Raw genomic sequence first — 26,616 nt, forward strand, 5'->3', positions numbered from 1 at the left:
CTGGTCGACGAGCGCGCGACCCCGCTGCCCGCCGGGCGCGGCGCGTCGCTCGCCGCGGCGGAGCCGCTGCTGGTCATCGCCGAGGGCCGCCAGTCCACGGGCTCCGCCGCGGCCGCGTACGCCGCGACGCCCGACGGCGCCGATCGCGGGCTGGCGCTGGCCCGGTGTGTCGCGCCGGCGACGACGTCGTGGTTCACGGGCCTGTACGCGGGCGGTTCCGGCCCCGGCGGTCGGGCGACCACCCGCAGCGAGGTCGTGCTGGTGAACCCCGACTCGACCCGCGCCGATGTCGACCTGCGCGTCCTCGGGCCCGCGGGCCAGATCGCGGCCCCCGGCGGTCGCGGACTCACCGTGCCGGCCCGTTCCACGCGCGTGGTCGCCCTCGAGAGCCTCGTGTCCGAGCGTGGGGCGCTCGGCGTCCAGGTGCGCGCCTCGCGCGGGCGCATCCACGCGACCGTGCGCCAACGGGCCGGGTTCGGCCCCCTGCCCGGCGGCATGGACCTGCAGGTCCCCTCGGCCCAGCCCTCGACGGTCCAGGTCGTCCCCGGCATCCCCGACGGGCCGGGGGAGCGCACCCTGGTCGTGACCAATCCCGGCGACCGCCGCACCACGGCGAAGGTGGAACTGATGGGGCCGAACGGCACGTTCGTCCCCGCCGAGGCCCGGACGCTCGACGTGAACGCCGGCTCGACCGCCCAGGTGTCGCTGGCGCAGGGTCTCGCCCAGGAGGCGGGCGCCGTCCGGGTCACGACCGACCAGCCCGTGACCGCCGCGGTGGTGGCCCACGCGTCCGACGACGCCGCGACCTCCGACATCGCGGTGCAGCCGGCCGCCGAGCGCCTCGGTCCGACGGCCATCGGGGCGTTCGCCGTCACCCGCGGGGTGGTCGGCGCCGTCGTCGTCACCAACCTCGGGGTGAGCGACACCGTCGTCGGCCTGCGCCTGGTCGCCACCGATGGCCGTGAGCTCAAGTCCGCCGAGCTGCCCGTGCGCGCCGGCGCGACCGCGCTGTGGGAGATCGCCCAGGTCGACCAGCCCGCCGGCGTGGTGGTCCGGTCGGCGAAGGGCGCCACCACGCACGCGGGGCTCGTCGTCACCAATGCGACGGGTCCCGGCCTCGCGACCACGCCGCTGTCGGCGCCCGAGCCCGCGACCACCGGCGCCGATCCGGAGCACGCGCCCGGGCTGGGGGGAGGACGCTGATGTCACGACGTCGCGACCGGCACGACCGCGGCATGCGCGGGCCACTGGCGCTGCCCAATGCGTTCGGGAGGGCTGCCCCACGTTCGCGGCGCGAGCCCGCCGACGCCTACTTCCACCGCGTCGTGGCCGAGGCGACGGCCCGCGTCCAGCGCGCCTGCCCCCGCGCCCTCGAGGGGGTCGTGGTCGGCGTGGAGGAGGTGCCCCACCTCAGGGTCGACTGGGTCGGCGACCAGGTGCCGCTGGCCGCCGCCGTCGAGCGCACCGAGGACGCCCCGGCGCGCGTCGTGGTCTATCGGCGCCCCCTGGAACACCGTGCGTCGTCGCGGCGCGGACTCGCGGTCCTGGCCCACCGCATCGTCGTGGAACAGCTGTCCGCGCTGACCGGCATCGACCCCGACGAGCTCGACCCCGACGGCTTCGGCGACGACGACGAGTGGTGAGGTCCACGGACCGTGGGTCGGGGCCGGTGAGGTTCGCCCCCACCGCGCGCCGCGCCCGCCCGTGGCGGCGTCCGCAGGGTAGCGTCGCCCCGTGACGAACCGGTTCTGCACGCGGACGGGCTGCTCGGCCCGGGCGGTGGCGACGCTGACCTATGTGTACGCCGACTCCACGGCGGTCCTCGGCCCGCTGGCCGGCCGCGCGGAGCCCGGCTCCTACGACCTGTGCGCGTCCCACGCCCAGTCCATGACCCCGCCGCGGGGCTGGGAGATCATCCGCCTGCCGTCGGCCGGGGAGCCCGCCCCGGCTCCCGATACCGATGACCTGCTGGCCCTGGCCGACGCCGTCCGCGAGGTCGGCTTCGCCCTCGACCCGGCGCCGGTGGCCGCTGCCGCCCCGCCGGCCGGAATCGTGGAGCTGGGCCGGCGACGCCATCTGACCGTCCTGGCCGATCCCGAGGCCTGAGACCCCCTCCGATCAGGGGTCCCGGTCCGGCCGCCACGCGGCGCGCACCGCCCCCGACAGCGATAGGCTGCACGCGATGCTTACTCAAGAGATCTTCAAGGCGAACGACATCCGCGGCCTCGCCGGTGGACCCGACGCGCAGTGGGACGCCGCCGGCGCGTACGCCCTCGGGGTCGCGTTCGTCGAGACGCTCGGCCTGGGCGCGGGCGACGCCTTCGTGCTGGGCCGCGACATGCGGGCCACCGGCGCGGAGTTGAGCACCGCGTTCGCCGAGGGCGCTACCGACCACGGCGTCGACGTGATCGACATCGGGCTGTCCTCGACCGATGAGCTGTGGTTCGCGTCGGGCCGGCTCGAACTGCCGGGCGTGCAGTTCACCGCGTCCCACAACCCTGCCACCTACAACGGCATCAAGTTCTGCCTCGCCAACGCCCGCCCCGTGACACCGCATCACCTGGTCGAGATCGCGCGCCGGGCGTACGACATCGAGGCGCGGGGGGAGAGCCCCCGCGCCGCCAAACCCGGCACCCTGCGCCGCCAGGACCTGCTCCCGGCGTACGCGGAGCACCTCCACTCGCTGGTCGACCTCGGCGGCATCCGCCGGCTGAAGGTCGTCATCGACGCCGGCAACGGCATGGCGGGCCACACCGTGCCCACCGTCCTCGGCAAGGCGAACCTCGACATCATCGGGCTGTTCCTCGACCTCGACGGGTCGTTCCCGAACCACCAGCCGAACCCGCTGGAACCCGAGAACCTCATCGATGCCCAGCGCGCCGTGCGCGAGCACGGCGCCGACCTCGCCCTGGTCTTCGACGGTGACGCCGACCGGTGCTTCATCATCGACGAGCGCGGCGAGGTCGTCAGCCCGTCGGCGGTCACGGCCCTCATCGCCGCCCAGGAACTCGCGAGGGAGCCCAAGGCGACCATCGTCGGCAACACCATCACCTCCCGCACCGTCCGCGAGGTGGTCGAGGAGGCCGGCGGCACCTATGTGATCTCGCGCGTCGGTCACACCTACGTGAAGGCCGCCATGGCCGAGAACGATGCGATCTTCGGCGGGGAACACTCGGCCCACTACTACTTCCGCGACTTCTGGTCGGCCGACACCGGCATGTTGGCGGGGCTCCACGTCCTGGCCATGCTCGGCCACGTCGACCAGCCGCTGTCCGAGCTCGTCACCCGGTTCGACCGGTACGCGGCCTCCGGCGAGATCAACTCGACCGTGCGGGACGCGAAGGGCGCCATGGAGGTGGTCGCGGACGCGTTGGAACCCCGCGGAGGCTTCGCGACGTTCGACGACGGGCTCCTGGTGGAGGGCGACGACTGGTGGGTCAACCTGCGTCCCTCCAACACCGAGCCGCTGCTGCGCCTGAACGTCGAGGCCCGCGATCCGGGCCTGATGGCCGAGCTCCGCGACCAGGTCCTCGCGATCGTGCGGGAGGAGGGTCGATGAACCACGCCGCCCACATCGATCTGCCCCGCGACCTCGTCGCGATCCTGGCGTGCCCGGCCTGCCACGCGGGCCTGGCCATCGACCACGACCGCGCCGAGCTGGTCTGCACCGGTGCCGACTGCGGCCTGGCCTACCCGGTGGTCGACGGCATCCCGGTGTTGCTCGTCGACGAGGCCCGCAGGCACGCCCGGGGCGACCGGGGCTGACATGGCCGACTTCGATGACGCACGCCTCGAGGACCGCGACGCCCTCGCGGCGGCCGATGGCGTCCTGAGGCGCCTGGCCGGCGCCGGCGCCCGCCTCCGGGTCGAGGCCGAGCGCGCGGCCGAGCCGCTGGGCGGGTTCGCCGTCGACCGCCCGCGGGCGATCATCGCGGCCGGTGCCGAGGCGCGCCTCGTTCGCGCGCTGCTCGAGCCCACCTGCCCCGTCCCGTTCGTGGCCTGGCCCTCGGCGGGACTGCCCGGCTGGGTCGGACCCCTCGACCTCGTGGTCGTGATGGCGCCCGAGGGCGACCACCCCGACCTGGTCGCCACGGTCGTGGAGGCCGTGCGGCGCGGCTGCACGCTCCTGCTGGCCTGCCCGGTGCCGTCACAGCTCGCCGAGCAGGCGGGCGGGCGATCCACCACCCTGATCCCCACGGCCACCGGCGACCCGTTGGCCTCGGCCACGATGGTCCTGGCGGCCCTCGCGAGCGCCCTGCTCGGCCCCGACGTCGACCCCGACGGCGTGGCCGACGCGATGGACCTCGTCGCGGAGGAGTGCTCGCCCTTCGTCGACCTCGCCAGCAATCCCGCCAAGGACATCGCGTTGGCCCTCGCCGACGCCCAGCCCCTGGTCTGGGGCGGTTCGGTGCTCGCCGCCCGCGCGTCGCGGCGTGTGGCCGAGTCGATCCGCGCGGCGAGCGGCCGCACAGCCCTGGCCGCCGACGCCCCGGCGCTCGCGACGGTGTTGCAGGGCGCCGACGTGCGCGATGTCTTCGACGACCCCTTCGACAATCCGGTCACCGACCGGCGCCCGGCCCTGGTGATCCTCGACGACGGACGCGACGCCCAGCCGGTGGTCGCCGCCCGGCGTTGGCTCGAGCGACTCGCCGACGACCGCGACGTGCGCGTCGCCCCGGTCGTCCGCGACGTCGGCAGCGACCTGGCGCGCTATGCGGCGCTGCTCCAGACCGGGTGCTACGCCGCGGCGTACCTCGGGGTGGGCCTGGGCCGCGACGAGGCGGGGCGTACGCCGTGACCCGCGTCCTGGTCCTCAACGGGCCGAACCTCGGGCGGCTCGGCAAGCGCCAGCCGGAGGTCTATGGGGCGACGACGCATGCCGAGCTGGGCGCGCGCCTGGTCGAGGTCGGTGCCGACCTGGGTCTCGAGGTCGAGGTGCGCCAGACCGACGCCGAGCACGAGCTGATTGCGTGGCTCCACGAGGCGGCCGACGGGTCGGTGCCCGTGGTGCTGAACCCCGCGGCCTGGACCCACACCTCCGTCGCCGTCGCCGACGCGGTCGCCCAGAGGACGGCTGACCTCATCGAGGTGCACATCTCGAACGTGCACGCCCGTGAGGAGTTCCGGCGCCACTCGTTCGTCACGCCGTACGCGACCGGCGTCGTGGCGGGGCTGGGGCTCGTTGGCTATGAGCTGGCGCTGCGAGCGATCGCCGGGCGCTGAACACGCCACGGGTTGATCGAGCTCAGCCCCGCGGCACCGCGTACGCCACCAGCCGGCCAGCTCCGTCGCTGACGCTCGCCCAGTCGCCGTCGAACTCGACCACGGCCACCGCCGAGGTGGGGAAGCGGTCGTCGATCGAGGCCCACAGCTTCTGGTCGCCCGTACGCGCCGCCAGCGCGGTGAGCAGGTCGACGAGTCCCGGGTTGTGGCCCACGACCATCAGCGTGTCGACGTCCTCGCCCACACCGCGGATCTGCGCGACGAGCTCGTCGGGGGAGGCCGCGTACAGGTCGTCGCAATAGACCACGTCACCGAACGCGGCGCCGCCGGAGACGGTGCGGTCGAAGGTCTGGCGCGCCCGGCGCGCGGTGGAGCAGAGCACGAGGTCGGGCTGGATGCGACGCTCGGCGAGCAGGCGGCCCGCGGCACTGCCGTCGCGGCGCCCGCGCGAGGACAGCGGGCGCTCGTGGTCGTCGTCGTCGGTCGTCCACGACGACTTCGCGTGGCGCATCAGCACCAGCCTGCGCTTACCCCCGGTCACGCAGCACACTGTAGGTCGACCGACCTACATCAATCCATCGTCCGGGTCAGACCCACAGGGAACCTTCAGGACGCTCAGGCAACGCTCAGGGCTGGCCGACCCTTCGACTCGCTGGCGCTCGCTCAGGGAACGTGGTGGCGACGCTGGCGCTCGCTCAGGGCTGGCCGACCCTTCGACTCGCTGGCGCTCGCTCAGGGAACGTGGTGGCGACGCTGGCGCTCGCTCAGGGCTGTCCGACCCGTCGACTCGCTGGCGCTCGCTCAGGGAACGTGGTGGCGAAGCCGGCGCTCGCTCACTCCCCGTCGGAACCCCCGCCGTCGCCCTTACCGTCGCCCTTGCCGCCGCCCGGCTTCATCTGCTCCCAGACCTCCTTGCACATGGGGCAGACTGGGAAGCGGTCGGGGTTGCGCGACGGGATCCAGACCTTGCCGCACAGCGCGATCACTGGCGTGCCCATCACCATGGCCTCGGTCAGCTTGTCCTTCGGCACATAGTGGGAGAACCGCTCGTGGTCGCCCTCCTCATAGCGGAGGGCGTCGGTGCGCTCGTCGACGATGGTCTGCGCACCCGGGCTCAGCTGCTGGCTCATGAGCGCGATTCTAACCCCGTCGAACCACTCGCGCAGGGCCCGATTGACCTCCACCCGGGTTGAACTGCTGGGATGGCCCGGTGACGCCGACCCCCACCGCCCCCGCGGCACCTCCCGCAGCCACGCCCGCCCTCGCCCCGTTGGCCGTCGGCCTGATCGCCGGCATCCTCGCCACCGCGTTCGAGGCCATCGCCGTCGGCACGGCGATGCCGCAGGCGGCGCGCGAACTCGGCCGCGTCGAGTGGTACGCGTGGGCCTTCTCGCTGTTCGTCATCGGCATGCTGGCGGGCAACGTGGCGGGGGGCCGCTCGGCTGACCGCCACGGCGCGTTCCGGCCCCTGGCGGCTGGCATGGTGACGTTCGCGGTGGGACTGTTCATCGCCGGGCTCGCGCCCTCGATGGCTCAGCTCCTGGCCGGTCGCCTGGTGCAGGGCATCGGCGCCGGGGCCATGAACGTCGGTCTCTATGTCGTCGTGGCCCACGCCTTCCCCGAGGACCGGCGGCCCGTCATGATGACCGGCTTCTCGGCCGCGTGGGTCCTGCCCGCGTTCATCGGGCCGCCCATCGCGGCGTGGGTGACCACCCGCTTCTCGTGGCACTGGGTCTTTCTCGGCATCCTCCCGCTCATCGTCCTGGCCGCCGCCCTCGCCGTGCCGCCCCTGCTGCGGTTGCGCCGCGCGATCCCGGCCCTCCGCGGCCACGAGGCGGGAACGCCGGTCGACCCGGTGCCCGTGTGGGTGGGCCTCGTGCTTGCGGCGGCCGCTGTCGCCCTGCAGTACGCCGGCCAGCGCGCCGCGGCGACCCCCGACCTCGGGGCCGGACTCGCCGCCGTTGCCGGGGTGGTCCTCCTCGCCCTCGCCATCCCGCGCCTGATGCCGCGGGGGTTCCTCACCGGTGGCCGCGGCCTGCCGGCCGTGATGGCCTCCCGGGCGCTGGCCGCGGGCGCGTTCTTCGCCGCCGAGGCGTTCATCCCGCTCATGCTCGTCGAGTCGCGCGGCCACTCCCTCGCCGGCGCCGGGATCATGCTCACCGTCGGCGCGTCCGGCTGGTTCTTGGGGTCGTGGCTCCAGTCGCGGCCGTGGCTGCCGCTGGGACGCCACCACATGATCGTCCTGGGCGCGGTCGCGACCACCGTCGGCATCGCCGGCTGCGCCGCCGTGGCCGCGTTCCCCGCGCTCCCGGTGGCCGTCGCGTGGGTGCTGTGGACCTTCGCCGGGCTGGGGATGGGTTTCCTCATCGCAACGACCGGCCTCGCCACGATGTCGCTGTCCACGTCGGCGGAGCAGGGGCGCAACGCGTCGGCCCTCCAGTCGGGGGAGTCCCTCGGCAACTCCCTGGTCACCGGCATCGCCGGCACGGTGTTCGCGCTGCTCCACGCGCGCGGCGACCTGCCGCTGACGTTCGGATCGGTCCTCGGCCTGCTCGTCGCGGTCGGGGTGCTCGCCACGGTCCTCGCCCTGCGCATCGGCCCGGTGACGCCCGCCGCGCGCGAGTTCGATTCCGTCGGTCCGGCGGCCTAACATTGCGCCAGTGACCGAGCCCGACCTCTTCTCCAGCGGAGACCTCCCCGACCTCCGCGCGAAGGGGCTCTCGCCGGCGTTCCCCCAGAAGGCCGCCTGGGGCACGGTCAAGACCCTGCGCGCCTGGCAGGCCGCCGCACTCCAGCGCTACCGCGACGACGACCCGCGCGACTTCATGGCCGTCGCGACACCGGGCGCCGGCAAGACGTCGTTCGCCCTCACCCTGGCCGCCGACCTGCTCCACCGCCGCCGCATCGACCGCGTCTGCGTCGTCGCCCCCACCGAACACCTGAAGACCCAGTGGGCCGAGGCCGCCCACCGCGTCGGCATCGCCATCGACCCCAGCTTCGGCGCGAAGCAGGGAAAGGCGTCGCGTGAGTTCGACGGCTATGCGCTGACGTACGCGGGCGTCGCCACCAACCCGCTGGCCCTGCGCATCCGGGTGGAGCAACACAAGACGCTGGTGATCCTCGACGAGGTCCACCACGCCGGCGACGCGCTGTCGTGGGGTGAGTCGGTCCGCGAGGCGTTCGACCCGGCGGCCAAGCGGCTGATGCTGACCGGCACGCCGTTCCGCTCCGACACCAACCCGATCCCGTTCGTGCGCTACACCTCCGACGGGAAGGGCGGCCTGCGGTCGGAGGCCGACTACACCTACGGCTACGGCGAGGCGCTGGCCGACGGCATCGTCCGGCCGGTGCTCTTCCTGGCCTATTCGGGCGACATGCATTGGAGGACCCGCGCCGGCGACGAGGTCGCCGCCCGGCTCGGCACGCCCCTGACCAAAGACATGGAGTCGCAGGCCCTGCGTACGGCCCTCGACCCCAACGGCGCCTGGATCCCCGCGGTGCTCCAGGCGGCCGACACGCGCCTGTCCGAGGTCCGCAACCACGTGCCGGACGCCGGCGGCCTCGTGATCGCGTCCGACCAGGAGAAGGCGCGGGCGTACGCGGCCCACCTCAAGCGCATCACCGGGCGTACGCCGACCGTCGTCCTGTCCGACGAGCCGGGCTCGTCGAAGAAGATCACGAAGTTCGCCGAGTCCGACGACCGCTGGATGGTCGCCGTACGCATGGTGTCGGAGGGCGTCGACGTGCCGCGGCTCGCGGTGGGGGTGTACGCGACCACGACCCTCACGCCGCTGTTCTTCGCCCAGGCCGTGGGGCGGTTCGTCCGCGCCCGGTCGCGGGGCGAGACCGCGTCGGTGTTCGTGCCGTCGGTGTCGACGCTGCTGCGCCACGCCAACGAGATGGAGGTCCAGCGCGACCACGTGCTGAAGACGCCGGGCGGCGTCGACAACGAGGAGGAGCTGCTGCTGGCCGAGGCCAACCGCGAGGAGGCCGCGTCGTCGGAGCTGGCCGACGAGCTGGGGGAGTTCACCGCGCTGGCGTCGGAGGCCGACTTCGACAAGGTGCTGTTCGACGGCACGGAGTTCGGCCTGCAGGCGATGTCGGGTTCGGCGGAGGAGGCGGAATATCTCGGCCTGCCGGGCCTGTTGGAGCCCCACCAGGTGAAGGACCTGCTCAAGCGCCGCCAGCACGAGCACATGACGCGCGAGTCGGCTCGCGGGGGAGAGGTGCAGGAGCGCGCGGTGTCCCAGTCGACCCACCAGCGCCTGCGCGAGCTGCGCAAGGAGCTCAACGGGCTGGTCGGCGCGTGGCACCACCGCACGAGCCAGCCCCACGGCGTGATCCACAACGAACTGCGCGGCGCGACGGGCGGGCCACCCAGCGCGGCGGCCGACGAGGGCCAGCTTCAGGCGCGCATCGACCTGATCCGCGAGTGGGCGATCACGAGGAAGAGCTGATCAGCCCCCGAGCGCCCACAGCATGAGCCACAGCGTGACGGCGAACAGGAGCAGGGCGCACACGCCCGCCACCATCCACTCGACCGACGTGTAGCCGTAGAACCGCTTCTGCGCTGGCGGCGCCGCGGGTGGCGGCTGGGTCATCGGCGACATGGCGTGGGGTCCCATGGGCGGGCCCTGCCACGGCTGCTGGATCATCGATCCCTGCCCGGGCGGCATGGCGCCGTGTCCCCAGGTCTGGGGCGAGGCGAACCCGCCGGGACCCGGGGCCGGGAACTGCATCGGGTCGGGCGCCATCACGCCCATCTCGCGGGGTCGGGCGCGCGTGGCGATCATGGCCTCGTCCTGCGGCATCTGCTCGACGACCTGGTCGAGGACCTCCGCGAGCGCGGCCGCCGACGGGGGGCGCTGGGCGGGGTCGAGCGACAGCGAGGCGAAGAGTACGTCGTCCAGCAGCTTCGGCGCGCCGATCTGGCGGGCCACCGGCATCGGGCGGTCGTCCGGCGTGCGCGCCATCAGTTCGGCGAGCGTCTTCACGGGGAACGGCGGCTTGCCGGTCAGGACCGCATAGATGACGCAGGCCATCGCGTACACGTCGGCCCGCGCGTCCATCGGCAGCCCGGAGGCCTGCTCGGGCGCCATGAAGGCCGGCGTACCGGCCGTCATCGTCTGCTGCTGGTCCTCCAGCATCGACTTCGCCACGCCGAGGTCGGCCAGGTGGACTGACAGCGTGCCGTCGGGCGCGCGGTCGAGCAACAGGTTGCCGGGTGTCACGTCGCGGTGGAGGACGTTCGCGCGGTGGATGACGTCGAGGGCGAGGCAGGCGTCGGCGCACAGGCGCAGGGCCGACGCGGGCGCGATCGGGTTGGTGCGCAGGTCGCTCAGCGAGCCGGCGTCGCAGTAGTCCATGACGAAATAGGGGCGACCATCGGGCGTCTCGCCGATGTCATAGACCCGCACGACGCGGGCGTCGCGGATGCGGCGCATGTGGCGGGCCTCCGCGATGAACCGCGTACGCACGTCCTCGTTGTCGATCCAGTTCTCCGCGAGGACCTTCACCGCGACCGGGATGTCGAGGTCGTCGTCCTGACCCAGCCACACGGTCGCGAAGGTGCCGGCGCCGAGGCGCCGCACGATGCGATAGCGGCCGATCTGATCCATGGCCGCCATTGTTCCCTACCGAGGGGCCCTTTCGTCCAACCCCTCGGCGCGTTGGACGAGGTCGCCGGTGCGGTACGCCACCTGCTCGGCGAGCGCGATGACCGTCGACGTGCGCTGGATTCCCGAGGGCATGGACATCGCGTCGATGACCCGCTGGAGGTCGGCGTTCGACCGCGCCACGACGCGGCACCAGAGGTCGCCCGAACCCGTGACCGACCAGCACTCGAGCACTTCGGGAATGCTGCGGACGTGGGAGATCACGGCGGTCAGTCCCGCGGTCTGGTCGATCTCGCAGGTGATGAACGCGGTGACGCGATAGCCCAGCGCGGCGGGTGCCACGGTCGGGGCCCACGTGGTGATGACCTGGTGGGCCTGCAGCCGGTCGAGCCTCGCCTGGACCGTGCCGCGCGCCACCTGGAGCCGCCGGCTGGCCTCGAGCACGCCGATGCGCGGCTCGGCCTCGAACAGACCGAGGATCCGTCGGTCGAGGTCGTCTAGAGTGACGGTGATCACATTGCCTCCTTGGTCCTGTCAGCATAGTGATGCTCTGGTCAATCTGTACAGGGTTTTTTCGCTGGGTTGCGCACTTTGTCCCGGTCCATCAAGGATCTGGGGCATGACTGACGTGCTCACCAACGAAGAGAAGCTCGCTGAGCTCAACCTCGACCAGCTGAAGCAGCTGGTCGGCCTCGTGGAATACGACTCCGATTCCGACCCGTTCCCCGTCACCGGCTGGGACGCCATGGTCTGGGTCTGCGGCAACGCGACCCAGTCCGCCCACTACTTCCAGTCGGCGTACGGCATGGAGCTCATCGGCTATGTCGGCCCCGAACAGGGCGTACGCGACCACAAGGCGTACGTGCTGAAGTCCGGCGCCATCCGGTTCGTGCTGAAGGGTGCGGTCGATCCCACCTCGCCGCTGGCCGACCGCCACCGCAAGCACGGCGACGGCGTCATGGACATCTCGCTGACGGTGCCCGACGTCGACAAGTGCATCGAGCACGCCCGGAAGATGGGCGCGACCGTCGTGCTCGAGCCCCACGACCTCACCGACGAGCACGGCACGGTCCGCCTCGGCGCGATCAAGGCGTACGGCGACACGGTCCACACGCTGGTCGACCGGTCGAAGTACGACGGCGTCTACCTCCCCGGCTATGTGCCGATGACGTCGTCCTACCGCAAGCCCGCGGGCTCGCCCAAGCGCTACTTCCAGGCGCTCGACCACATCGTCGGCAACGTCGAGCTCGGCGCGATGGACGAGTGGGTCGAGTTCTACAACAAGGTCATGGGCTTCACGAACATGGCCGAGTTCATCGGCGACGACATCGCCACCGACTATTCGGCGCTGATGTCCAAGGTCGTTGCCAACGGCAACCACCGCGTGAAGTTCCCGCTGAACGAGCCCGCGCTCGGCAAGAAGAAGTCGCAGATCGACGAATATCTCGAGTTCTACGACGGCCCCGGGCCCCAGCACCTCGCGCTGGCGACCAACGACATCATCGCGTCCGTCGACCACATGCGCGCGATGGGCGTCGAGTTCCTCGACACCCCCGACTCCTACTACGAGGACCCGGAGCTCCGCGCCCGCATCGGCAAGGTCCGCGTCCCGATCGAGGAGCTGCAGTCCCGCGGCATCCTGGTCGACCGCGACGAGGACGGCTACCTGCTCCAGATCTTCACCAAGCCGACGGGCGACCGCCCGACAGTGTTCTTCGAGCTGATCGAGCGCCACGGCTCGCTGGGCTTCGGCAAGGGCAACTTCAAGGCCCTGTTCGAGGCGATCGAGCGCGAGCAGGAGCGCCGCGGCAACTTCTGACAGGTGGTGAAGGTGGGGCGCTCGCCTAAGGTGATCACATGACCAACAGACTGGCGTCCCACCTGACCACCTGGAAGTGGTGGTACGCGGTGCTGACCTCCACCGCCTTCCTACTGTCGGGCGGGCTCGCCGTCCTGGCGGGCTTCGCCCCGGAGGAATCCCGGAAGGCGGCGTCGGCGCTGCTCGGCGGCGTGCAGTTCGTCGCGTTCGCCGCGCTGGCGCTCGCGATCATCGCCCTGCTGGCGCGCAAGTGGCCGACGACCCAGGACCGGCGATCCTTGCCGGGGCAGTCCTCTTCGCCCTGCCCCACCTCGGCGACTCGCTGACAGGGCCGGAGGCGATCGCGTACGTGATCACCGGCATCGCGTTCGGCCTCGTCTACGTCCTCACCGGCTTTATGACGGCGGCGATGATGTCCCACGTCCTGCAGAGCTGGTACGCCTTCGGGCAGATCCTGGTCTTCGGGCGCGGCGACGCCAGCGTCTCGCCCATCATCTGGATCCTGATCCTCGGCTGCCCGCTGTGGGTCTACCTCTGCGCCCGCGGGCTGCACGCGGTGTTCCCGAAGGGCCGGGCCAGCGATTCGCTAGGAGTGTGACGGCGCGTCGCGCCGGGCTATGGTGACACCGTGAAGGGTGCTCATTTCTATGCGGACGCGACGATCCCCGAGCTGTACGCCTGGTTCGCCGACGAGACCGCGGCCTCGTCGTCCACCTGGGAACGGCTGTGCCGCTGGATAGCGGCCGATCGCGCCGCAGAACCGCTCCGGGTGCGCCTCGACGCGCTGCCGGGCACGAAACGCCAGCCCAACCTGTTCCTCGGTGCGCTGAAGCTGCTCGGCGGACCCGTCGCGCCCGGGGACGAACACCTCGCCTGGGTCGAGGCGCATTGGCCGACCGTCGAGGGCATCGTCCTGACCCGCGCCACCCAGACCAACGAGGCCGGACGCTGCGCCACCCTCCTGCCCACCCTCGCGTCGCTGGGGGAGCGGCTGGCGCTCATCGAGGTCGGCATGTCGGCCGGGCTCTGCCTCGTGCCCGACCGGTACGCGTACCGCTGGACCCGCGAGGACGGCTCGGTGCACGAGCTCGGTCGCGGCGCCGGGGCGCCGGTGCTCGCCTGCTCGGTGTCCGGCGAGGTCGACCTTCCGACGACCATGCCCGAGGTCGTGTGGCGCGCCGGCGTGGACCTCAACCCGCTCGACCCTGGTGACTCCGCTGATGCCGCCTGGCTGGAGGCGTTGGTCTGGCCGGGGGAGGAGGACCGTCAGCGGCGGCTTCACCGGGCGCTGGAGGCCGCGGCCGGCGAGGAGGTGGTCACCGTGCGCGGTGACGCCTTGGAGGAGTTGGCGACGCTGGTCGATCGGGCCCCGTCCGATGCGACGGTCGTGGTCATGCACTCGGCCGTGTTGGCATACTTCGACCGCGACGCCCGCCGCCGCTTCGCCGAGCTGGTCACGTCACTCGGGGTTCGCTGGCTCGCGAACGAGGGCGAGCGGGTCGTGCCCGGCGTACGCGACCGCCTGCGTCCCTGGGACGGTTCCCCCGGGTTCGTGCTGTCCCTGGACGGGACTCCGATCGCGCGCACCGGGTCGCACGGGCAATACCTGCACGCCCCGGCGTGAGCGGTGGGCGGCGGCCCCGCGTGGCATGCTGGCCCTGTGAGTGACGACATTCCCGTGGGCAGCCCGCCCGCCCCTCCCGGCCGACACGCCGCCCCCGGCGGTTGGTACGCGGACCCCGCCCGCGACGGCCAGGAACGCTACTGGGACGGGTGGAACTGGACGCGCAACGTGCGCGGGGCGGAGCACGCCCGCAAGGACGCGTACGCGGACTCCTACGACCCCGAGCAGCCGTGGCTCCGGCCGCCGGGGGAGCGGGACAGCGCGCCGGCCGAGCCGTATCGCTGGCCGGACGTGCCGCAGGGTCCGCAACCGCAGGGTCAGCAGCCGCAGGGTCAGCAACCGCAGGGCCAGCCGCAGTGGGGCCAGCAGCCGCACGCCCAGGGCGGTCCGCAGGGACAGCAGTGGGGACAGCAACCACAGTGGGGGCAGCAGCCGCAGGCCCAGCCGCAGTGGGGCGCCCAGCCCGGCGCGTACGGCAGGCCGCAGGGCCCCGTCACGGCCGACGGTGTTCCGCTGGCGTCGTGGGGCGCCCGCGCGGGTGCGGCGATCCTCGACTGGATCGTCCTCAACGTGCTCACCACCATCATCGGCGCGATCACCGGCCTCAACGCCCGGGTCGAGCGCCTGATGTCCAGCTATGTCGATGAGCTCATCCGCAACCTGCAGGCGGGCGTCACCCCCGACTTCCAGAAGATGTCGGCACTGGCCTCCAGCCCGGAGCTGCTCTGGATGTCGGCCATCACGATCGTCGCCTTCGTGCTCTATCACGGAGTGATGGTCGGCTGGCGCGGCGCGTCCCTCGGCAAGATGGCGGCGGGCCTGCGCGTCGTGCCCCTCGGCCGCGGTGCCGAGCGGAAGCCGGGCTGGCTCGTCGCGTTCTGGCGTCCCTTGGTGACCCAGCTCCTCGGCCTCGTTCCGTGGGGTGTCGGTGGAATCCTCCAGGTGCTCGACGTGCTCTTCCCCCTGTGGGACCGCGACCGCCAGGCGATCCATGACAAGGCGGCGAAGACCCAGGTGGTCCGCACGCGCTGACGTGGCTCTGAGGTTGGTTACGCTTTCGGCGTGACCGCCTCGGGGGAGGCCGGGCGTACGCCCCGCCAGATTCCGTTTCCCCCTCCTCCGCCCCGCGTGGTTCAGCCACGGGCCGGATCGGGGGCCGTCGCCCTCGGCATCGTCACCGCCCTCTCCGTCGTGGCCTCCTTCGGCGCGGCCCCGCATGGCGTCCTGTCCACCGGGGGGATCGATCCCTGGATCGCCGGCTCGGGTCACCACGAGGTGGTCCACGACGCCGAGTCCGCCACGATCTTCGAGACCGATCGGAGCCAGGGGCTCGCGGCCGCGGTCGATGCGACGCCCGCCCTGTTCGCGGCCTTCAACGCCGACGATGGACGCACCTCCGACTGGGTGCTGGAGACCACCCAGCGCGACGGGGTGGAGCAGGCCTGGCTCGGGTCCCTGCGTGGCGACGGCCTCGTCACGGTCGCGACCGTCCAGGGGGCGACCGCCGTGCGGTACGAGCCTGCCGCGCTCAGCTGGCCCACGCGCGCTGAAGCGGGGGTCACCTGGGTCGCGGAGGGCATGATGGCCGCGGACGGTGACCAGTTCCCCTATCGCCGCACCGGCCGCCTCGAGGCGTCGTCGCTCGGGCCGGGGTGCCTTCGGTCCGTGGTCGAAGAGATCCGCGGCGAGCGGCAACGGAGCTGGTCGGAGACCCGCTGTCGCGGCCGGGGTGTCGTGGCCCGTGACGACCAGCGCGCCGAGGCGGCGCCGCCCATCGCGAGCGGCATCCCCGCTCCGGCATCCGGCCCCACGGCCGGCCCGTGGCCGAGCAATTGGCGGGCCGAGACCGATCCGGTGGTCAACGGCGGGGGACCGGTCACGATCCAGCTGCCGGCCGCGCCCGTGGCGGTCGACGCGGGCTTCGCCGCGCTCAACGAGGCCAGCGGCAACCTGCTCCTGGTCCTCCCCGACGACGGCCGATGGCGCGTGCTGTGGCGCCGGAGTCCGGGCGCCACGCCCACGGCTCTGGGCGCCTCGGGAGAGCTGCTCGTGGTCGCGACGGCCGATCGGAGGCTCGTGGCCTATGACGTCGTGGGGCGCTGGCTGTGGACGACCCCACTCGACGACGTGGTCAACGTGCCGCCGGTCGAGGCCTGGCCGGGTGTCATCGTCGTCGCCACCCTGGGCGGCGAACTCGGTGCGTACGAGCGGACCACGGGCCGGCGGCTGTGGGGCGTCGCGGCGCCCGCCGGCAGCGGCGTACCCCCGCTCGCAGCGGGTGCCCACGTCGTCGCGGCCGGCGGGCGGGACCTGCGGGCCGTCGACGCCGGGGGTCGCCCGGTGTGGAAAGCCCAGGCCCCGGCCCAGGTCCGGACCCTGGCGTACGCCGGTTCGAAGGTGGTGGTGTCGACCGTCGAGGGCCACCTCCTCGCCCTCGACGCCGAGGGGCGACCGGCCTGGGGCGTACGCCGCGGTCAGGCCTGCCGGGAGCTACACGTCCTGGAACGTTGGCTCGTGTGCGTCGACGACATGGGTGCCGCGGCGTACGACCCGACCACCGGGGCGCTGGTGTGGCAGCGGGCTGCGGGGTCTCGCGGGTCCGGGACCGACGGGCGCGACGTGGTGTTGGCGGGCGGCCCGGCGGTCGTGCGGCTGACCGGCGACGGCGGCGAGCGGGGTCGCTGGCCCGAGCGGGCGCGTCGCGGGTACGACGTCTGGGTCGTCACGTTGCGTGACGGTGCGCTGGTCACCGACGAGGGCGCCGACCTGACGGTCTGGAGGCGGCCGTGAGGGCGTTCGCGATCGGGCGGGTCGTGGCCGAGACGTTCTGGCTGGTGGTCGTCGAACCGGTGCGCGACGGCATGCCCCGCTGGCGCGAGTGGCCGCGCGGGATGGCGCCGATCGGGGTGGTGACCCTGGCCGCGTACGTGGTCGCCGGGGCGACCATCTGGCTGGCTCCCGTGGTGCGCCGCGTGGACCCGATGGTGGCGGTGACTGACGGGCGCTTCCTCGGCACCTGGAGCGTGGTGGGCCTGCTGTGGCTGGCCACGGTGGTGCTCGCGCTGGCCGTGACCGCGCTGCTGCACGTCCATCCCCTGGCGCGCTGGCTCGGCCTCGTGGCCATCACGCTGACGCTGGCGGTCGTCGGGCTCGGTTCGACATCCGCCGGTCCGATGGCTGGCCTGGTGGTCGGTGTCATGGGTCTATGGGTCCTCGCGCTGGCGCGCGTCGGCCGCCGGTTCTCGCCCGTGGAGTTCCCCGTCGTGCTGGCGCTGCTGTCGCTGGCGGTGTTCGTGCCGCTGGCCTTCCGCGGGTCCACCGGCATGGACGTGCGGGGCAGCACGCTGCTGCTTCTCTTGACGACGCTGTTCGTCTGGGCCATGCCGGGGCTGATGATGGCGGGCTTCGCCTTCGCCGAGGTCACCGTGTCGACGGCGGAGTGGTTCGTCGACCGGTTGGGGGTGCGGCTCGCGCGCCCCGACGGCATGGTGGTTCTGCGTCTCCTCGCGCTGGCGCTGACCGGCATCGTCGCGGTGCGCGGGGGCCTCGGCATCGCCGCGGCGGAGTGGGAGTGGCGGCCCGTCGTGTGGGCGCACGCGCTGGCGGTCCTGTTCGTGACGGCGGCCGCCTCGGCGGTGCTCATGCGCGTGGGGCGCCGCTCGGACGGGTCTCCGCCGCGTCCCGCGGGAGCGGCTGGGCGGTGGCGCGGGCTGGCGTGGCTCCTGGCCGGGTTGCTCGCCCTCAACGTGGTTCCCATGCACCTCGCCGCCGTGCTGCAGGCCGTGCTCACGCTCGGCGGCGTACGCGGGGTCTCGCTGACCGACGCCCTGGCGTCCGAGACCGCCGTGGCTGTGGTCAGGGTGATCGCCAGCACGACAGCAGGTGCCCTCGCGGTGCGGGCGGCGGGGCGCGGCGATCGACTGGCCGCCCTGGTGCTGACCGCGTTCGCCGTCCACACCGTGGCGTCGGCGCTCGGCATGGCCACGGGGGGACGGCTGGCGAGCGAGTCGTTGCCGGAGGTGATGGGGGTGGTGTTGGCGCTCTCGGCCGCTGCCGTGGCCGTCGTGCGGTGGCGGACCCCGGGGACCTGGGTGGCCGCGCTGGGCGTCCTGGCCCTGACCGCGCTCTATCCGGCACGGACCACCCTGTCGGAGCCCACGACCGTCATCGGTGGCTTGTCGGCGGCAGCCGTCCTCTTCGTGGGCCTCGTCTGGCGCGTGCTGACCGACGGGGCGCTGTTCGCCCGGGGCCACTCCCGCGCGTTCCCGAGGGCCTCGCGGGTGCTCCTCTATTTCGCCAACGGCCTGTTCGGTGCCGTGGTCCTGGCCTACTCCTCCCTGGTCCGCACCCACGACCCCAACGTCGACGTCGCGGCCTTCACCGAGCTGGGCGACCGCCTGCTCGGCACGCCCCTGTTCGTGGGCGCCTGCCTGGCCGGCCTGATGGTGGCGGCGACCGTGCGTCGGCCAGCTCCGGCGGCTAAGGTTCTGGTGCCCCGGAACCTCCCGAACGGATCGAATCCCCGTGTCTGACGCCACGCCCTCGCCCGAGCTCGCCGAACTCGCGGCGGCCCACCGCATCGCTACCGAGTTCACCGACTGGAAGGGCCGCCGCGCGACGGTGTCCGCCCCCACGCTCGTGGCAGTGCTGGCCGCCCTCGACGTCGACGCGTCGTCGCCCGAAGCGATCGCCACGGCCCTCGAGGCCCAGAAGCTGGACGCGTGGCGGCGCGTACTGCCGCCGAGCGTCGTCGCGACCGAAGGCGACCAGCGTGACGTCGCGGTCCACGTGCCCGCAGGGGCCGGCGTACGCGTCCACGTGGTCGCGGAGGACGGCACGCGCCACGACGCGCACCAGGTCGACGATTGGGAGGCCGACCGCGAGGTCGACGGGCGCATGGTGGGCCGAGCGAGCTTCCGCCTGCCGGACGACCTGCCCACGGGCTACCACACGCTGGTGGCCGAGGTGGAGGGCTCGACCGCGGAATCGGTCGAGCTGATCGTCACGCCGCGCTTCCTCGGATTCCCTGCGGGGATGGGGAATCGCCGCATCTGGGGGCTCGGCACCCAGCTCTATTCGGTGCGTTCCCGCGAGTCGTGGGGCGTCGGCGACCTCACCGACCTGCGCGATCTCGCGGTGTGGTCGGCCGCCGAGCACGGCGCCGACTACATCCTGGTCAATCCGATGCACGCGGCCGAGCCCGACGCCCCGATGGAGCCGTCGCCCTATCTCCCGACGTCGCGCCGGTTCTTCAACCCGCTCTATCTGCGCGTCGAGCGGATCGAGGAGTACGCGGCCGCGCCCGCCCCCGTGCGCCACCTCGTCGACCAGCTCGGCGACCAGGCCCACGCCCGCCTCGACGACGTCGACGCCATCGACCGCAACACCGCCTGGCCGCTGAAGCAGCGCGCCCTGAGGGCGATCTTCGCCGCCGGGCGTACGCCGGGGCGCGAGATCGCGTTCCGGGCGTTCTGTGAGGAGGCCGGCGAGGGGCTGACGCACATCGCGACGTGGTGTGCGCTCACCGCCGCTCTCGGACGCGACTGGACCCAGTGGCGCGAAGAGTATCGCTCGCCGGAATCGCCCGCGGTGCAGCGATTCCGCGACGAGAACGCCGACGAGGTCGACTTCCACCGGTGGCTGCAGTGGTGCCTCGACGACCAGCTGCGCGGCGCGCAGACGGCGGCGCAGGCGAGCGGCATGGCGCTCGGCATCGTCCACGACCTCGCGGTCGGCGTCAGCCCGAAGGGGGCCGATGCGTGGGCGCTCGGCGACGCGTTCGCGCGCGGCGTCCACGTGGGGGCGCCGCCGGACCAGTACACCCAGCTGGGACAGGACTGGGGCCAGCCGCCGCTGCGCCCCGACCGGCTGGCGGAGTCGGCGTACCGGCCGTTCCGCGACATGGTCGGCACCATCCTGCGCCACTCCGGTGGCGTGCGCGTCGACCACATCCTGGGCCTGTTCCGCCTGTGGTGGGTGCCGGTGGGCACGCTGCCGACGCAGGGCACGTACGTGCGCTATGACCATGAGGCGATGATCGGCATCCTCGCGCTGGAGGCCCAGCGCGCCGGCGCGCTGGTGGTGGGGGAGGACCTCGGCACCGTCGAGCCGTGGGTACGCGACCACCTGCGGGAGCGCGGCATCCTCGGCACGTCCATCCTCTGGTTCGAGCAGGACTGGGAAGTGGAGGGTGGGCAGCCGATCCCGCCGGAGGAGTGGCGCGAGATGTGCCTGGCGTCGGTGACGACGCACGACCTGCCGCCGACGGCGGGCTATCTCGACGGGGTCCACGTCGAGCTGCGCCACCGGCTCGGCCTGCTGGCTGAGTCGCTCGCCGACGAGCTCGCGCGCGACGAGGCTGACCGGCGCCAGTGGCTCGATTTCCTGGTGGAGCAGGGATTGCTCGACGCGAGCGACGCGCCGATCGAGCGCGTGGTGGAGGCGCTGCACGGCTTCCTGCTGCGTACGCCGTCCCGCATGCTCAATCTGGCGCTGGTGGACGCCGTCGGCGATCGGCGTACGCAGAACCAGCCCGGCACCTCGAACGAGTACCCCAACTGGCGCGTGCCGCTGGCGGGCCCGGACGAGAAGCCGCTGCTGCTGGAGGACGTGTTCACCAGCGAGCGGGCGCGGGTGCTCAGCGCGCTGATGGGGCGTCTCTGAGCCACCCTGACGTTCTCCGAGCGAGCGCAGCGAGACGAGGAGCGGCTCAGCGCCCCTCGGCCCGGCGAGCGAGGGCGGTCAGGATGTCCGCCCGGACGATCCCCGAGAACGGCCGGATCACGGCCCAATAGGCGCCGAACACCAACCGGGACCGGGCGTCGGTGGCCTGGCACAGCGTGCTCGTCTCGACCAGCGTGCGGCCGTCGCCGAGCTCGGTGAGCGTCCAGTCCATGCCGTACTTCAGCCAGCCCGGCTCGGCGCACGCGGCGAACTGGTCGAGCCCGGTCACCTCCGGACCGCGGACGGCCCCGCTCCACGGCCGCCCGATCATGGCGCTCGTCGAATAGGTCGGCGGCTCCTCGTACACCGGGAAGCCCGGTCCGGGTTGGTCGACGAGGCGACGGCCCAGGTCGAGCGCGGTGCCCTGCGTACGGCCGCCGGTGCGGACCCAGAACAGGGGCAAGGTGACCGACAGGTCGCGCCAGCGGAGCTCGTGGAGGGCGCGCCAGCAGGCGTCGGCGGACGCGTCGACGATGCGGTGGTGCGCTTCGCGGAACGTCGCGCCGGGCAGGGCGGCGGTGAGGCGCGCTGTTTCTAGAGCATGCGTTCTAGTTGTCATGCTCAAAAACTAGCCGATAGGTTGGCCCGCATGGCCAGACCCCCCAAGTTCACGGTCGACGACCTCCTCGACGGCGCCGGACGGGCGGTCCTCGACCACTGGCGCGACGCCACCATTGCCCACGTGTCCGAGGTGACCGGCGCGCCCGTCGGCTCCATCTATCACCGCTTCGGGTCGCGGGACGAGATGTTCGGCGCGCTGTGGATGCGCTCGATCCGGCGGTTCCACGTCGCCCTGCTGGCCGCCGCCGACGTGGACGACCCGCAGGAGGCGCTCGAGCGTGCCGCCGTCAGCATCCCCCGCTTCTGCCGTGAGCACCCCACCGACGCCAAGGCCATGACGCTCTTTCGTTGGCGCGACCTCATGGGCCTCGACCTGCCCCTGCTGCGCAACGACTTGCCCACGCTGAACGACGCGGTGTTCGCGCGCACGCGCGAGCTCATCGAGCTGCGCTGGGGCGAGGTGACGCCGCGCCACGAACTGCTGGTCGGTCTGGCCTGCCAGCTCGGCCCCTACGGCCTGATCCGGCCCTGGATCGGCGGCGACATCCCCGAGGAGGTGGACGCATCGGTGCTGGCGTCGGCACGGGGGATCCTCGCGCTGGTCTAGACGGGTGCCGCGGGCCCCGGGTTAGCATCACCCCATGGCTGGCGCCGTACGCCCCGTCCACCCGGCCCTGCGGGAGTCTCTCGCCGGTCCGCTGGTGGCGTACGACCTCACGCTCGACCCGGCCGCCGTGCACCTCGGCGTGCCCAGCGCGAGCGCGACCATGATCATCGCGTTCGACGAGCCGATCGACGTGGGCTGGTTCGGCGTCGGGAACTCAGTGCTGGGGGACTCAGGGGCGGGCGAGCGCCACTGGCTGTTGGCGTCCGGCCTTCACCTGCGGCCCGCGCTGGTGCGTACGCACGGCGTGCAGCGCGGCATCCAGCTGGCCCTCACCCCGATCGGCTTCCGCGTCCTGCTGGGCGCCCCGATCGGGGCGCTGGCGGGGGTCAACGCGTCGGCGACGGACCTGCCGGCGGGACTGCGCCCCGACGAGCACGCGCGCCTCGCCGATTTGGGCTCGTGGGCGGCGCGACTGGCCCTGCTGGAACACCTGCTCCTCCAACGCGTGGGGGCGTACGCGCCGGGCGTCCCGGCCGACATACGCCGCGCGTGGGGGCTGCTGGTCGGCGGCCGGACGGTCGCCGACACCGCGCGCGAGGTCGGCTGGTCGCGGCGCCACCTCGGGACCAGGGTGGGCGCCGAGATCGGGCTCACGCCCAAGCAGGTCGGCCGGCTCGGCCGTTTCGCCCGCGCCCGGGCCATGGTCCGGGCGGGGGTCGGGCTGGCGGAGGCGGCGTACGCGACGGGGTTCGCCGACCAGTCCCACCTCAGCCGCGAGTGGAGCGCGTTGGCGGGGCAGGCGCCGAGCCGCGAGCGGGACTTCCCAAACCTTCACGACCTCGACCCCGCCGCGCGGTGACGATGGAGCCATGACCAAGACACAGCTGTTCCACTCGCTCACCTTCGCCGATGCCCAGCGCGCCCGGAAGTTCCTTGTGGGGCTGGGATTCACCGAGGTGCTCGTCGTGCCCTCGGAAGCCGACCCCACCATCGTCGAGCACGCGCAGTTCCGCTGGCGCGACAACGGCGGCGTCATGTTCGGCTCGGTGCGCCCCGACAACGACTTCGCGACCGCTGACTCGGTCGGCCACGCGAAGTGCTATCTCGTCGTCGAGTCCGACGCCGAGGTCGACGCGGTCCACGCGCGCGGCCTGGCGGCCGGCGGCACGAGCCAGCAGGACCCCACCGACCAGGACTACGGGGGTCGTTCGGCGACCGTGGTCGACCCGGAGGGCAACCTGTGGTCGATCGGCTCGTACGCGGGGGAGTGAGCCTCGCGTACTCAGAAGCGGCGGTCGGCCACCCGCACCCGCGTGGCCGAGTCGAGCGCCGCCTGCAGTTGCTCCGGCGTCACCCTGCGGGCCGGCGCGGTGAACATGTCCGCGTCGGGGGTCGTGGGGTCGGCGAGATAGAGGCGCGTGTACGCGGCCGCGTCCGGCTCGAACCGCCAGGCCTCGGCGAGCGTCCCGGCGTCGACGGTGTCGAAGCCGAGCCGCGACACGAGCGCGGCGACATCAGCCCTGGCGCCCAGGTCATCGCCCGCGACCGGGAGGGCGGTGCGGTCGTCGGCGCCCTCGGGCTGGGTGAGGGCCGGGATGTGCGGGGCCAGGATGTTGCTGAAGGCCTTGACCACGCGCGCGCCGGGCAGGGACTGCTGCACCAGCTCGGCCTCGGTGACCCGCTCCTCGTCCAGCGCGGCGATGCGACCGTCGCGCGACGGGTAGTAGTTGCTGGTGTCGGCGACGACCTTGCCGTCGAGCAGGCCCGCGGGGATCGCCTGGACCGCGCCCAGCGGCACCGCGAGGACGACGAGCTCACCGGCGCCGGCCGCCTCGGCGAGGCTGCCCGCGCTGGCGCGGGGGCCCAGTTCGGCGACCAGGTCGACGAGGGTCTCCGGCCCGCGGGAGTTGGCGATCACCACGTCGATGTCGGCCGCGGTCGCGAGGCGGGCCAGGCCCGCGCCGATATTGCCGCTGCCGATGATGCCGATCTTCATGGGGTTCTCCTCTGGTCGGTGGGTGCTGGTCCGGTTGCCGGGTGGTGCGTCTGTTCGGTGGGTCGCGGGCGTCAGCCCACGCGTGGGTCCGCCCCGTACTGGCGGGGGACGCCGCGGTGCTCGCGCAGGGTCGGGCCCCGCTAATCTGGAGGCGGCCTCCGCATCAAACGATACGGAGGGCATCTCCGGTTTTCAAGAGGAGGGCCCATGACGACGCTTCCCGAAGGACGGGCGCCCCGCCGCGACGCCCAGCGCAACCGGGCGCGCATCGTGGAGGCGGCCGAGCGCGCGTACGCGGCGGAGGGCCTCGAGGTCGCGCTGGACGCCATTGCGAAGCAGGCCGGCGTCGGCGCGGGCACGCTCTATCGCCACTTCCCGACCCGCAGCGACCTCGTCGCCGCAGTGCTCGAGTCGCGGCGCCCCGACCTCGAGCGGGAACGCGGGGCGATCATCGCCGCGGGCCTGGACCCGGTGGAGGCGCTGGACCGCTGGCTGGACGCGCTCGCCGCGTGGATGCGGGCGTACGACGGGCTGCCGGAGCCCTTGCGGGCGGCGGCCGATGCCGACACGCCGCTGGGGGCGTCGTGCGACGAGGTCATCGGGGCGACCGAGGACTTCCTGCGTCCGGTTCGCGAGCAGGGGAGGGCGAGGGCGTCGGTGGACGGTCGCGATCTCTTCCTGGGCGTGCTGGCGGTGACGTGGGCGGCGGCGTCATCGGCCGCAGGGCCACGTGGGCCGGTCGCCGAGCGCCTCCGGGCGCTGCTGCGGGACGGGTGGGCGGTGGACTGAGGCGCCTCCTCAGTTGCCCGCGCCCCGCGCGTTCTGTGCCGCGCCCATGCCGGTCAGCCCGTCGGTGTGGACGATCGCCGAGTTCCACGTCATGGTCGCGTCGCCGTCACGCAGGCGCAGGGTCAGCCGGAACGGTGTCTCGAGGAACGCGATGTCGACGACCGTCGCGCCGTGATCGGGACCCGACGTCGCCTCCACTGCGCGAGCAGCCACGCGTACGCGGGCTCCCTTCGTGCGCCTTGATCCCGCAGAACCCAGCTGCAGCAGGGATTCCCGCCACATTCGGTTGCCGCAGGGAACGCTGGTGGGACCCTCGTCGGAGGTGAAGGTCAGCACGGGGTCGTCCCACGGATCGCCGACGGTCAGCTCGATGTCGCCCACGTCGGGATAGCGCCACGGCAGACGCATCACCGAGCGGTCGATCACGCGCGGCTCACCCGCGTACGCCACCCCGCGCGTGACGCGATCGCCGTGGGTGCAGGGAATCTGGAGCCCTTCGAGCGCCTGGGGCTCGGTCGGCTGGCCCGACCCCAGGCCCGGCACGACCAGCCGGTGCAGCAGGTCGAGCACGATCTGGGTCGGTGCGTGGCCGGCCGTGACCGCGACGACGGCGTCGCGGTCGGGGAGCACGAGCCCGTACTGCCCGCCCGCCCCGTCGAGCCGGAACCCCTCGAACCCCTGCCACACCTGATATCCGTAGCCCTGCGCATTGTGCGGGTTGGCCTCGTGGGCGGTCGAGGCATGGTTCTCGGCCATCGTCGCCGCCCAGCCCTCCGGGACGAGCCGCTCGCCCCGCCACGCGCCGTCGCGCAGGATCAGCTCGCCGAGCGCCGCGATGTCCATGGCAGAAAGGAAAGCGCCGCTGAACCCGGTCTCGCGGCCGAGGCTGTCGGTCTTCCAGCGCAGGCCGGCGATGCCCATGGGGCCGAGGATGCGTGCGTCAAGCAGCTCGACGAGAGGCTGGCCGGAAGCCCGCGCCACGACCTCGGCGAGCACGCAGCTCGCGCCGTTGTGGTAGAGGTGGCGCATGCCCGGATCATGCGTGGGGGCAAGGGATGCGAAGGTCTTCCACCAGTCGGCGGTGTCGCCGGTGATCATGGGGAACAGCGTGTCCTCGTCGTGGCCCGTCGTCATCGACAGCAGGTGGTGGACGGTGATCTTCTCGACGCCGGGCGCGAAGGGGACGGCCTCGGGGAAGAGGTCGACGAAGCGGTCATCCACCGAGAGTCTGCCGTCGCCCACGCAGACCCCTACCGCCAGCGCGACGAGCGTCTTGCTCACCGAGTGGGCGAGCTGGCGCACGTCGGGCCGCCAGGGCGACCAGTGGGTCTGGGCCACGACCTTGCCGTGACGCACGACGACGAGCTCGTGCAGTTCCACGCCGAAGTCATGGGCGGCGCGGGCGAGGTCGTCGAGGCAACGGCCGTCGACGCCCTCGGCGGTGCAGGAACTATGGGGGAGCAGGCTCATGGGAGCCACGCTATCGAGGCGCCACGCTGGCTGAGCGAGCCCAGCCCCCACGTTGGCTGAGTGAGCGCCAGCGAGTCGAAGCCACCGCCCCACGTTGGCTGAGCGAGCGCCAGCCCCCACGTTGGCTGAGCGAGCGCCAGCGAGTCGAAGCCCCCGACGCCCACGTTGGCTGAGCGAGCCCACCGCCCC

28 protein-coding genes are annotated in these 26,616 nt (G+C 72.9%); 21 read left to right on the forward strand and 7 right to left on the reverse strand.

Features of this window, described 5'->3' with window-relative positions:
- From ACYVAG_RS03910 to aroQ, 7 genes are all read left to right on the forward strand, one after another.
- Positions 1-1,203, forward strand: a 1,203-nt coding sequence (locus ACYVAG_RS03910) for a DUF5719 family protein (protein ID WP_460766863.1), incomplete at its 5' end; no start/stop codon positions are given.
- A complete protein-coding gene (locus ACYVAG_RS03915) occupies positions 1,203-1,643 on the forward strand; it encodes a metallopeptidase family protein (RefSeq protein WP_460766866.1) in 441 nt (146 codons plus the stop codon). The genes ACYVAG_RS03910 and ACYVAG_RS03915, both read left to right, overlap by 1 nt.
- Before the next feature lie 91 nt (positions 1,644-1,734).
- Positions 1,735-2,106 (forward strand): DUF3499 domain-containing protein, encoded by a 372-nt coding sequence (locus tag ACYVAG_RS03920; RefSeq protein ID WP_460766869.1) that lies wholly within the window; start codon positions 1,735-1,737, stop codon positions 2,104-2,106.
- A 76-nt stretch (positions 2,107-2,182) separates the two neighbouring features.
- Entirely contained in the window at positions 2,183-3,559 is a 1,377-nt protein-coding gene (locus ACYVAG_RS03925) for a phosphohexomutase domain-containing protein (protein ID WP_460766871.1), read from the forward strand.
- Positions 3,556-3,765, forward strand: a complete 210-nt coding sequence (locus ACYVAG_RS03930; protein ID WP_460766874.1) for a Trm112 family protein — start codon at positions 3,556-3,558, stop codon at positions 3,763-3,765. The genes ACYVAG_RS03925 and ACYVAG_RS03930 overlap by 4 nt, the downstream gene beginning before the upstream one ends.
- Before the next feature lies 1 nt (position 3,766).
- Positions 3,767-4,798, forward strand: a complete 1,032-nt coding sequence (locus ACYVAG_RS03935; protein WP_460766876.1) for an SIS domain-containing protein — start codon at positions 3,767-3,769, stop codon at positions 4,796-4,798.
- On the forward strand, positions 4,795-5,223 hold the full coding sequence (gene aroQ / locus ACYVAG_RS03940) for a type II 3-dehydroquinate dehydratase (protein ID WP_460766878.1): 429 nt from the start codon (positions 4,795-4,797) through the stop codon (positions 5,221-5,223). Before ACYVAG_RS03935 ends, aroQ begins: the two co-directional genes overlap by 4 nt.
- A gap of 22 nt (positions 5,224-5,245) precedes the next feature.
- Here aroQ and ACYVAG_RS03945 read toward each other — a convergent pair whose 3' ends face one another.
- Positions 5,246-5,764 carry a SixA phosphatase family protein gene (locus tag ACYVAG_RS03945; protein ID WP_460766881.1) on the reverse strand — a complete coding sequence of 173 codons (519 nt, stop codon included), beginning with the start codon at positions 5,762-5,764 and terminating at the stop codon, positions 5,246-5,248.
- A 292-nt stretch (positions 5,765-6,056) separates the two neighbouring features.
- Positions 6,057-6,353, reverse strand: coding sequence for a DUF3039 domain-containing protein (locus ACYVAG_RS03950; RefSeq protein WP_460766883.1), 297 nt, complete (start codon positions 6,351-6,353; stop codon positions 6,057-6,059).
- Positions 6,354-6,433: 80 nt separating this feature from the next.
- On the opposite strand from ACYVAG_RS03950, the gene ACYVAG_RS03955 reads away from it, so the two are divergent.
- A complete protein-coding gene (locus ACYVAG_RS03955) occupies positions 6,434-7,873 on the forward strand; it encodes an MFS transporter (protein ID WP_460766885.1) in 1,440 nt (479 codons plus the stop codon).
- Between the two features lie 10 nt (positions 7,874-7,883).
- Entirely contained in the window at positions 7,884-9,680 is a 1,797-nt protein-coding gene (locus tag ACYVAG_RS03960; protein ID WP_460766888.1) for a DEAD/DEAH box helicase, read from the forward strand.
- Here the strand turns inward: ACYVAG_RS03960 and ACYVAG_RS03965 are convergent, their stop codons facing one another.
- Together ACYVAG_RS03965 and ACYVAG_RS03970 are read right to left on the reverse strand one after the other, a co-directional pair.
- Complete coding sequence (locus ACYVAG_RS03965) at positions 9,681-10,841, reverse strand: serine/threonine-protein kinase (RefSeq protein ID WP_460766890.1); 1,161 nt, start codon at positions 10,839-10,841, stop codon at positions 9,681-9,683.
- Between the two features lie 15 nt (positions 10,842-10,856).
- The gene (locus ACYVAG_RS03970) at positions 10,857-11,354 is read right to left on the reverse strand and encodes an Lrp/AsnC family transcriptional regulator (protein WP_460766893.1); all 498 of its coding nucleotides are present in this window, start codon (positions 11,352-11,354) and stop codon (positions 10,857-10,859) included.
- A gap of 103 nt (positions 11,355-11,457) precedes the next feature.
- Between ACYVAG_RS03970 and hppD the strand changes: the two genes are divergently transcribed.
- The 8 genes from hppD to malQ are packed head-to-tail and all read left to right on the forward strand — an operon-like array spanning position 11,458 to position 20,944.
- Positions 11,458-12,657: a 4-hydroxyphenylpyruvate dioxygenase gene (gene hppD, locus ACYVAG_RS03975; RefSeq protein WP_460766895.1), complete on the forward strand. Its 1,200-nt coding sequence runs from the start codon at positions 11,458-11,460 to the stop codon at positions 12,655-12,657.
- A gap of 38 nt (positions 12,658-12,695) precedes the next feature.
- On the forward strand, positions 12,696-12,983 hold the full coding sequence (locus ACYVAG_RS03980; RefSeq protein WP_460766897.1) for a hypothetical protein: 288 nt from the start codon (positions 12,696-12,698) through the stop codon (positions 12,981-12,983).
- Positions 12,908-13,255 carry a CPBP family glutamic-type intramembrane protease gene (locus ACYVAG_RS03985; protein ID WP_460766900.1) on the forward strand — a complete coding sequence of 116 codons (348 nt, stop codon included), beginning with the start codon at positions 12,908-12,910 and terminating at the stop codon, positions 13,253-13,255. Before ACYVAG_RS03980 ends, ACYVAG_RS03985 begins: the two co-directional genes overlap by 76 nt.
- Before the next feature lie 30 nt (positions 13,256-13,285).
- Positions 13,286-14,281: a DUF2332 domain-containing protein gene (locus tag ACYVAG_RS03990; RefSeq protein ID WP_460766902.1), complete on the forward strand. Its 996-nt coding sequence runs from the start codon at positions 13,286-13,288 to the stop codon at positions 14,279-14,281.
- Between the two features lie 36 nt (positions 14,282-14,317).
- Positions 14,318-15,313 (forward strand): RDD family protein, encoded by a 996-nt coding sequence (locus tag ACYVAG_RS03995; protein WP_460766904.1) that lies wholly within the window; start codon positions 14,318-14,320, stop codon positions 15,311-15,313.
- Between the two features lie 30 nt (positions 15,314-15,343).
- Entirely contained in the window at positions 15,344-17,071 is a 1,728-nt protein-coding gene (locus ACYVAG_RS04000) for an outer membrane protein assembly factor BamB family protein (protein WP_460766907.1), read from the forward strand.
- The gene (locus ACYVAG_RS04005; protein WP_460766909.1) at positions 17,068-18,813 is read left to right on the forward strand and encodes a hypothetical protein; all 1,746 of its coding nucleotides are present in this window, start codon (positions 17,068-17,070) and stop codon (positions 18,811-18,813) included. The genes ACYVAG_RS04000 and ACYVAG_RS04005 overlap by 4 nt, the downstream gene beginning before the upstream one ends.
- Positions 18,806-20,944, forward strand: coding sequence for a 4-alpha-glucanotransferase (gene malQ / locus ACYVAG_RS04010; protein ID WP_460766912.1), 2,139 nt, complete (start codon positions 18,806-18,808; stop codon positions 20,942-20,944). Before ACYVAG_RS04005 ends, malQ begins: the two co-directional genes overlap by 8 nt.
- A 46-nt stretch (positions 20,945-20,990) precedes the next feature.
- Here malQ and ACYVAG_RS04015 read toward each other — a convergent pair whose 3' ends face one another.
- Complete coding sequence (locus ACYVAG_RS04015; RefSeq protein WP_460766914.1) at positions 20,991-21,563, reverse strand: hypothetical protein; 573 nt, start codon at positions 21,561-21,563, stop codon at positions 20,991-20,993.
- Between the two features lie 30 nt (positions 21,564-21,593).
- Here ACYVAG_RS04015 and ACYVAG_RS04020 point away from each other — a divergent pair, with 30 nt between their 5' ends.
- Genes ACYVAG_RS04020 through ACYVAG_RS04030 form a run of 3 tightly spaced genes read left to right on the forward strand, consistent with a single transcriptional unit; the run spans position 21,594 to position 23,443 of the window.
- On the forward strand, positions 21,594-22,172 hold the full coding sequence (locus ACYVAG_RS04020; protein ID WP_460766916.1) for a TetR/AcrR family transcriptional regulator: 579 nt from the start codon (positions 21,594-21,596) through the stop codon (positions 22,170-22,172).
- Between the two features lie 34 nt (positions 22,173-22,206).
- Positions 22,207-23,031 carry a helix-turn-helix domain-containing protein gene (locus ACYVAG_RS04025; RefSeq protein ID WP_460766919.1) on the forward strand — a complete coding sequence of 275 codons (825 nt, stop codon included), beginning with the start codon at positions 22,207-22,209 and terminating at the stop codon, positions 23,029-23,031.
- 10 nt (positions 23,032-23,041) lie between these two features.
- Positions 23,042-23,443 carry a VOC family protein gene (locus tag ACYVAG_RS04030; RefSeq protein ID WP_460766921.1) on the forward strand — a complete coding sequence of 134 codons (402 nt, stop codon included), beginning with the start codon at positions 23,042-23,044 and terminating at the stop codon, positions 23,441-23,443.
- An 11-nt stretch (positions 23,444-23,454) separates the two neighbouring features.
- Here the strand turns inward: ACYVAG_RS04030 and ACYVAG_RS04035 are convergent, their stop codons facing one another.
- A complete protein-coding gene (locus ACYVAG_RS04035; RefSeq protein ID WP_460766924.1) occupies positions 23,455-24,168 on the reverse strand; it encodes an NADPH-dependent F420 reductase in 714 nt (237 codons plus the stop codon).
- A gap of 207 nt (positions 24,169-24,375) precedes the next feature.
- On the opposite strand from ACYVAG_RS04035, the gene ACYVAG_RS04040 reads away from it, so the two are divergent.
- Positions 24,376-24,957, forward strand: a complete 582-nt coding sequence (locus tag ACYVAG_RS04040) for a TetR/AcrR family transcriptional regulator (RefSeq protein WP_460766926.1) — start codon at positions 24,376-24,378, stop codon at positions 24,955-24,957.
- 9 nt (positions 24,958-24,966) lie between these two features.
- On the opposite strand, the gene ACYVAG_RS04045 is transcribed toward ACYVAG_RS04040, so the two are convergent.
- A complete protein-coding gene (locus tag ACYVAG_RS04045; protein ID WP_460766929.1) occupies positions 24,967-26,427 on the reverse strand; it encodes a serine hydrolase domain-containing protein in 1,461 nt (486 codons plus the stop codon).
- Positions 26,428-26,616: the final 189 nt, after the last annotated feature.

It is taken from the genome of Mariniluteicoccus flavus, from assembly GCF_054776655.1.

What these genes read in the sequence shown, in the direction of transcription:
- hppD (WP_460766895.1), top strand. Translation starts at nt 11,458, where the DNA reads ATGACTGACGTGCTCACCAACGAAGAGAAGCTCGCTGAGCTCAACCTC.
- ACYVAG_RS04030 (WP_460766921.1), top strand. Translation starts at nt 23,042, where the DNA reads ATGACCAAGACACAGCTGTTCCACTCGCTCACCTTCGCCGATGCCCAG.
- ACYVAG_RS03950 (WP_460766883.1), bottom strand. Translation starts at nt 6,353, where the DNA reads ATGAGCCAGCAGCTGAGCCCGGGTGCGCAGACCATCGTCGACGAGCGC.
- ACYVAG_RS04025 (WP_460766919.1), top strand. Translation starts at nt 22,207, where the DNA reads ATGGCTGGCGCCGTACGCCCCGTCCACCCGGCCCTGCGGGAGTCTCTC.
- ACYVAG_RS03915 (WP_460766866.1), top strand. Translation starts at nt 1,203, where the DNA reads ATGTCACGACGTCGCGACCGGCACGACCGCGGCATGCGCGGGCCACTG.
- ACYVAG_RS03925 (WP_460766871.1), top strand. Translation starts at nt 2,183, where the DNA reads ATGCTTACTCAAGAGATCTTCAAGGCGAACGACATCCGCGGCCTCGCC.
- ACYVAG_RS04045 (WP_460766929.1), bottom strand. Translation starts at nt 26,427, where the DNA reads ATGAGCCTGCTCCCCCATAGTTCCTGCACCGCCGAGGGCGTCGACGGC.
- ACYVAG_RS04035 (WP_460766924.1), bottom strand. Translation starts at nt 24,168, where the DNA reads ATGAAGATCGGCATCATCGGCAGCGGCAATATCGGCGCGGGCCTGGCC.
- ACYVAG_RS04015 (WP_460766914.1), bottom strand. Translation starts at nt 21,563, where the DNA reads ATGACAACTAGAACGCATGCTCTAGAAACAGCGCGCCTCACCGCCGCC.
- ACYVAG_RS03930 (WP_460766874.1), top strand. Translation starts at nt 3,556, where the DNA reads ATGAACCACGCCGCCCACATCGATCTGCCCCGCGACCTCGTCGCGATC.
- ACYVAG_RS03980 (WP_460766897.1), top strand. Translation starts at nt 12,696, where the DNA reads ATGACCAACAGACTGGCGTCCCACCTGACCACCTGGAAGTGGTGGTAC.
- ACYVAG_RS03935 (WP_460766876.1), top strand. Translation starts at nt 3,767, where the DNA reads ATGGCCGACTTCGATGACGCACGCCTCGAGGACCGCGACGCCCTCGCG.
- ACYVAG_RS04020 (WP_460766916.1), top strand. Translation starts at nt 21,594, where the DNA reads ATGGCCAGACCCCCCAAGTTCACGGTCGACGACCTCCTCGACGGCGCC.
- ACYVAG_RS03965 (WP_460766890.1), bottom strand. Translation starts at nt 10,841, where the DNA reads ATGGATCAGATCGGCCGCTATCGCATCGTGCGGCGCCTCGGCGCCGGC.
- ACYVAG_RS04040 (WP_460766926.1), top strand. Translation starts at nt 24,376, where the DNA reads ATGACGACGCTTCCCGAAGGACGGGCGCCCCGCCGCGACGCCCAGCGC.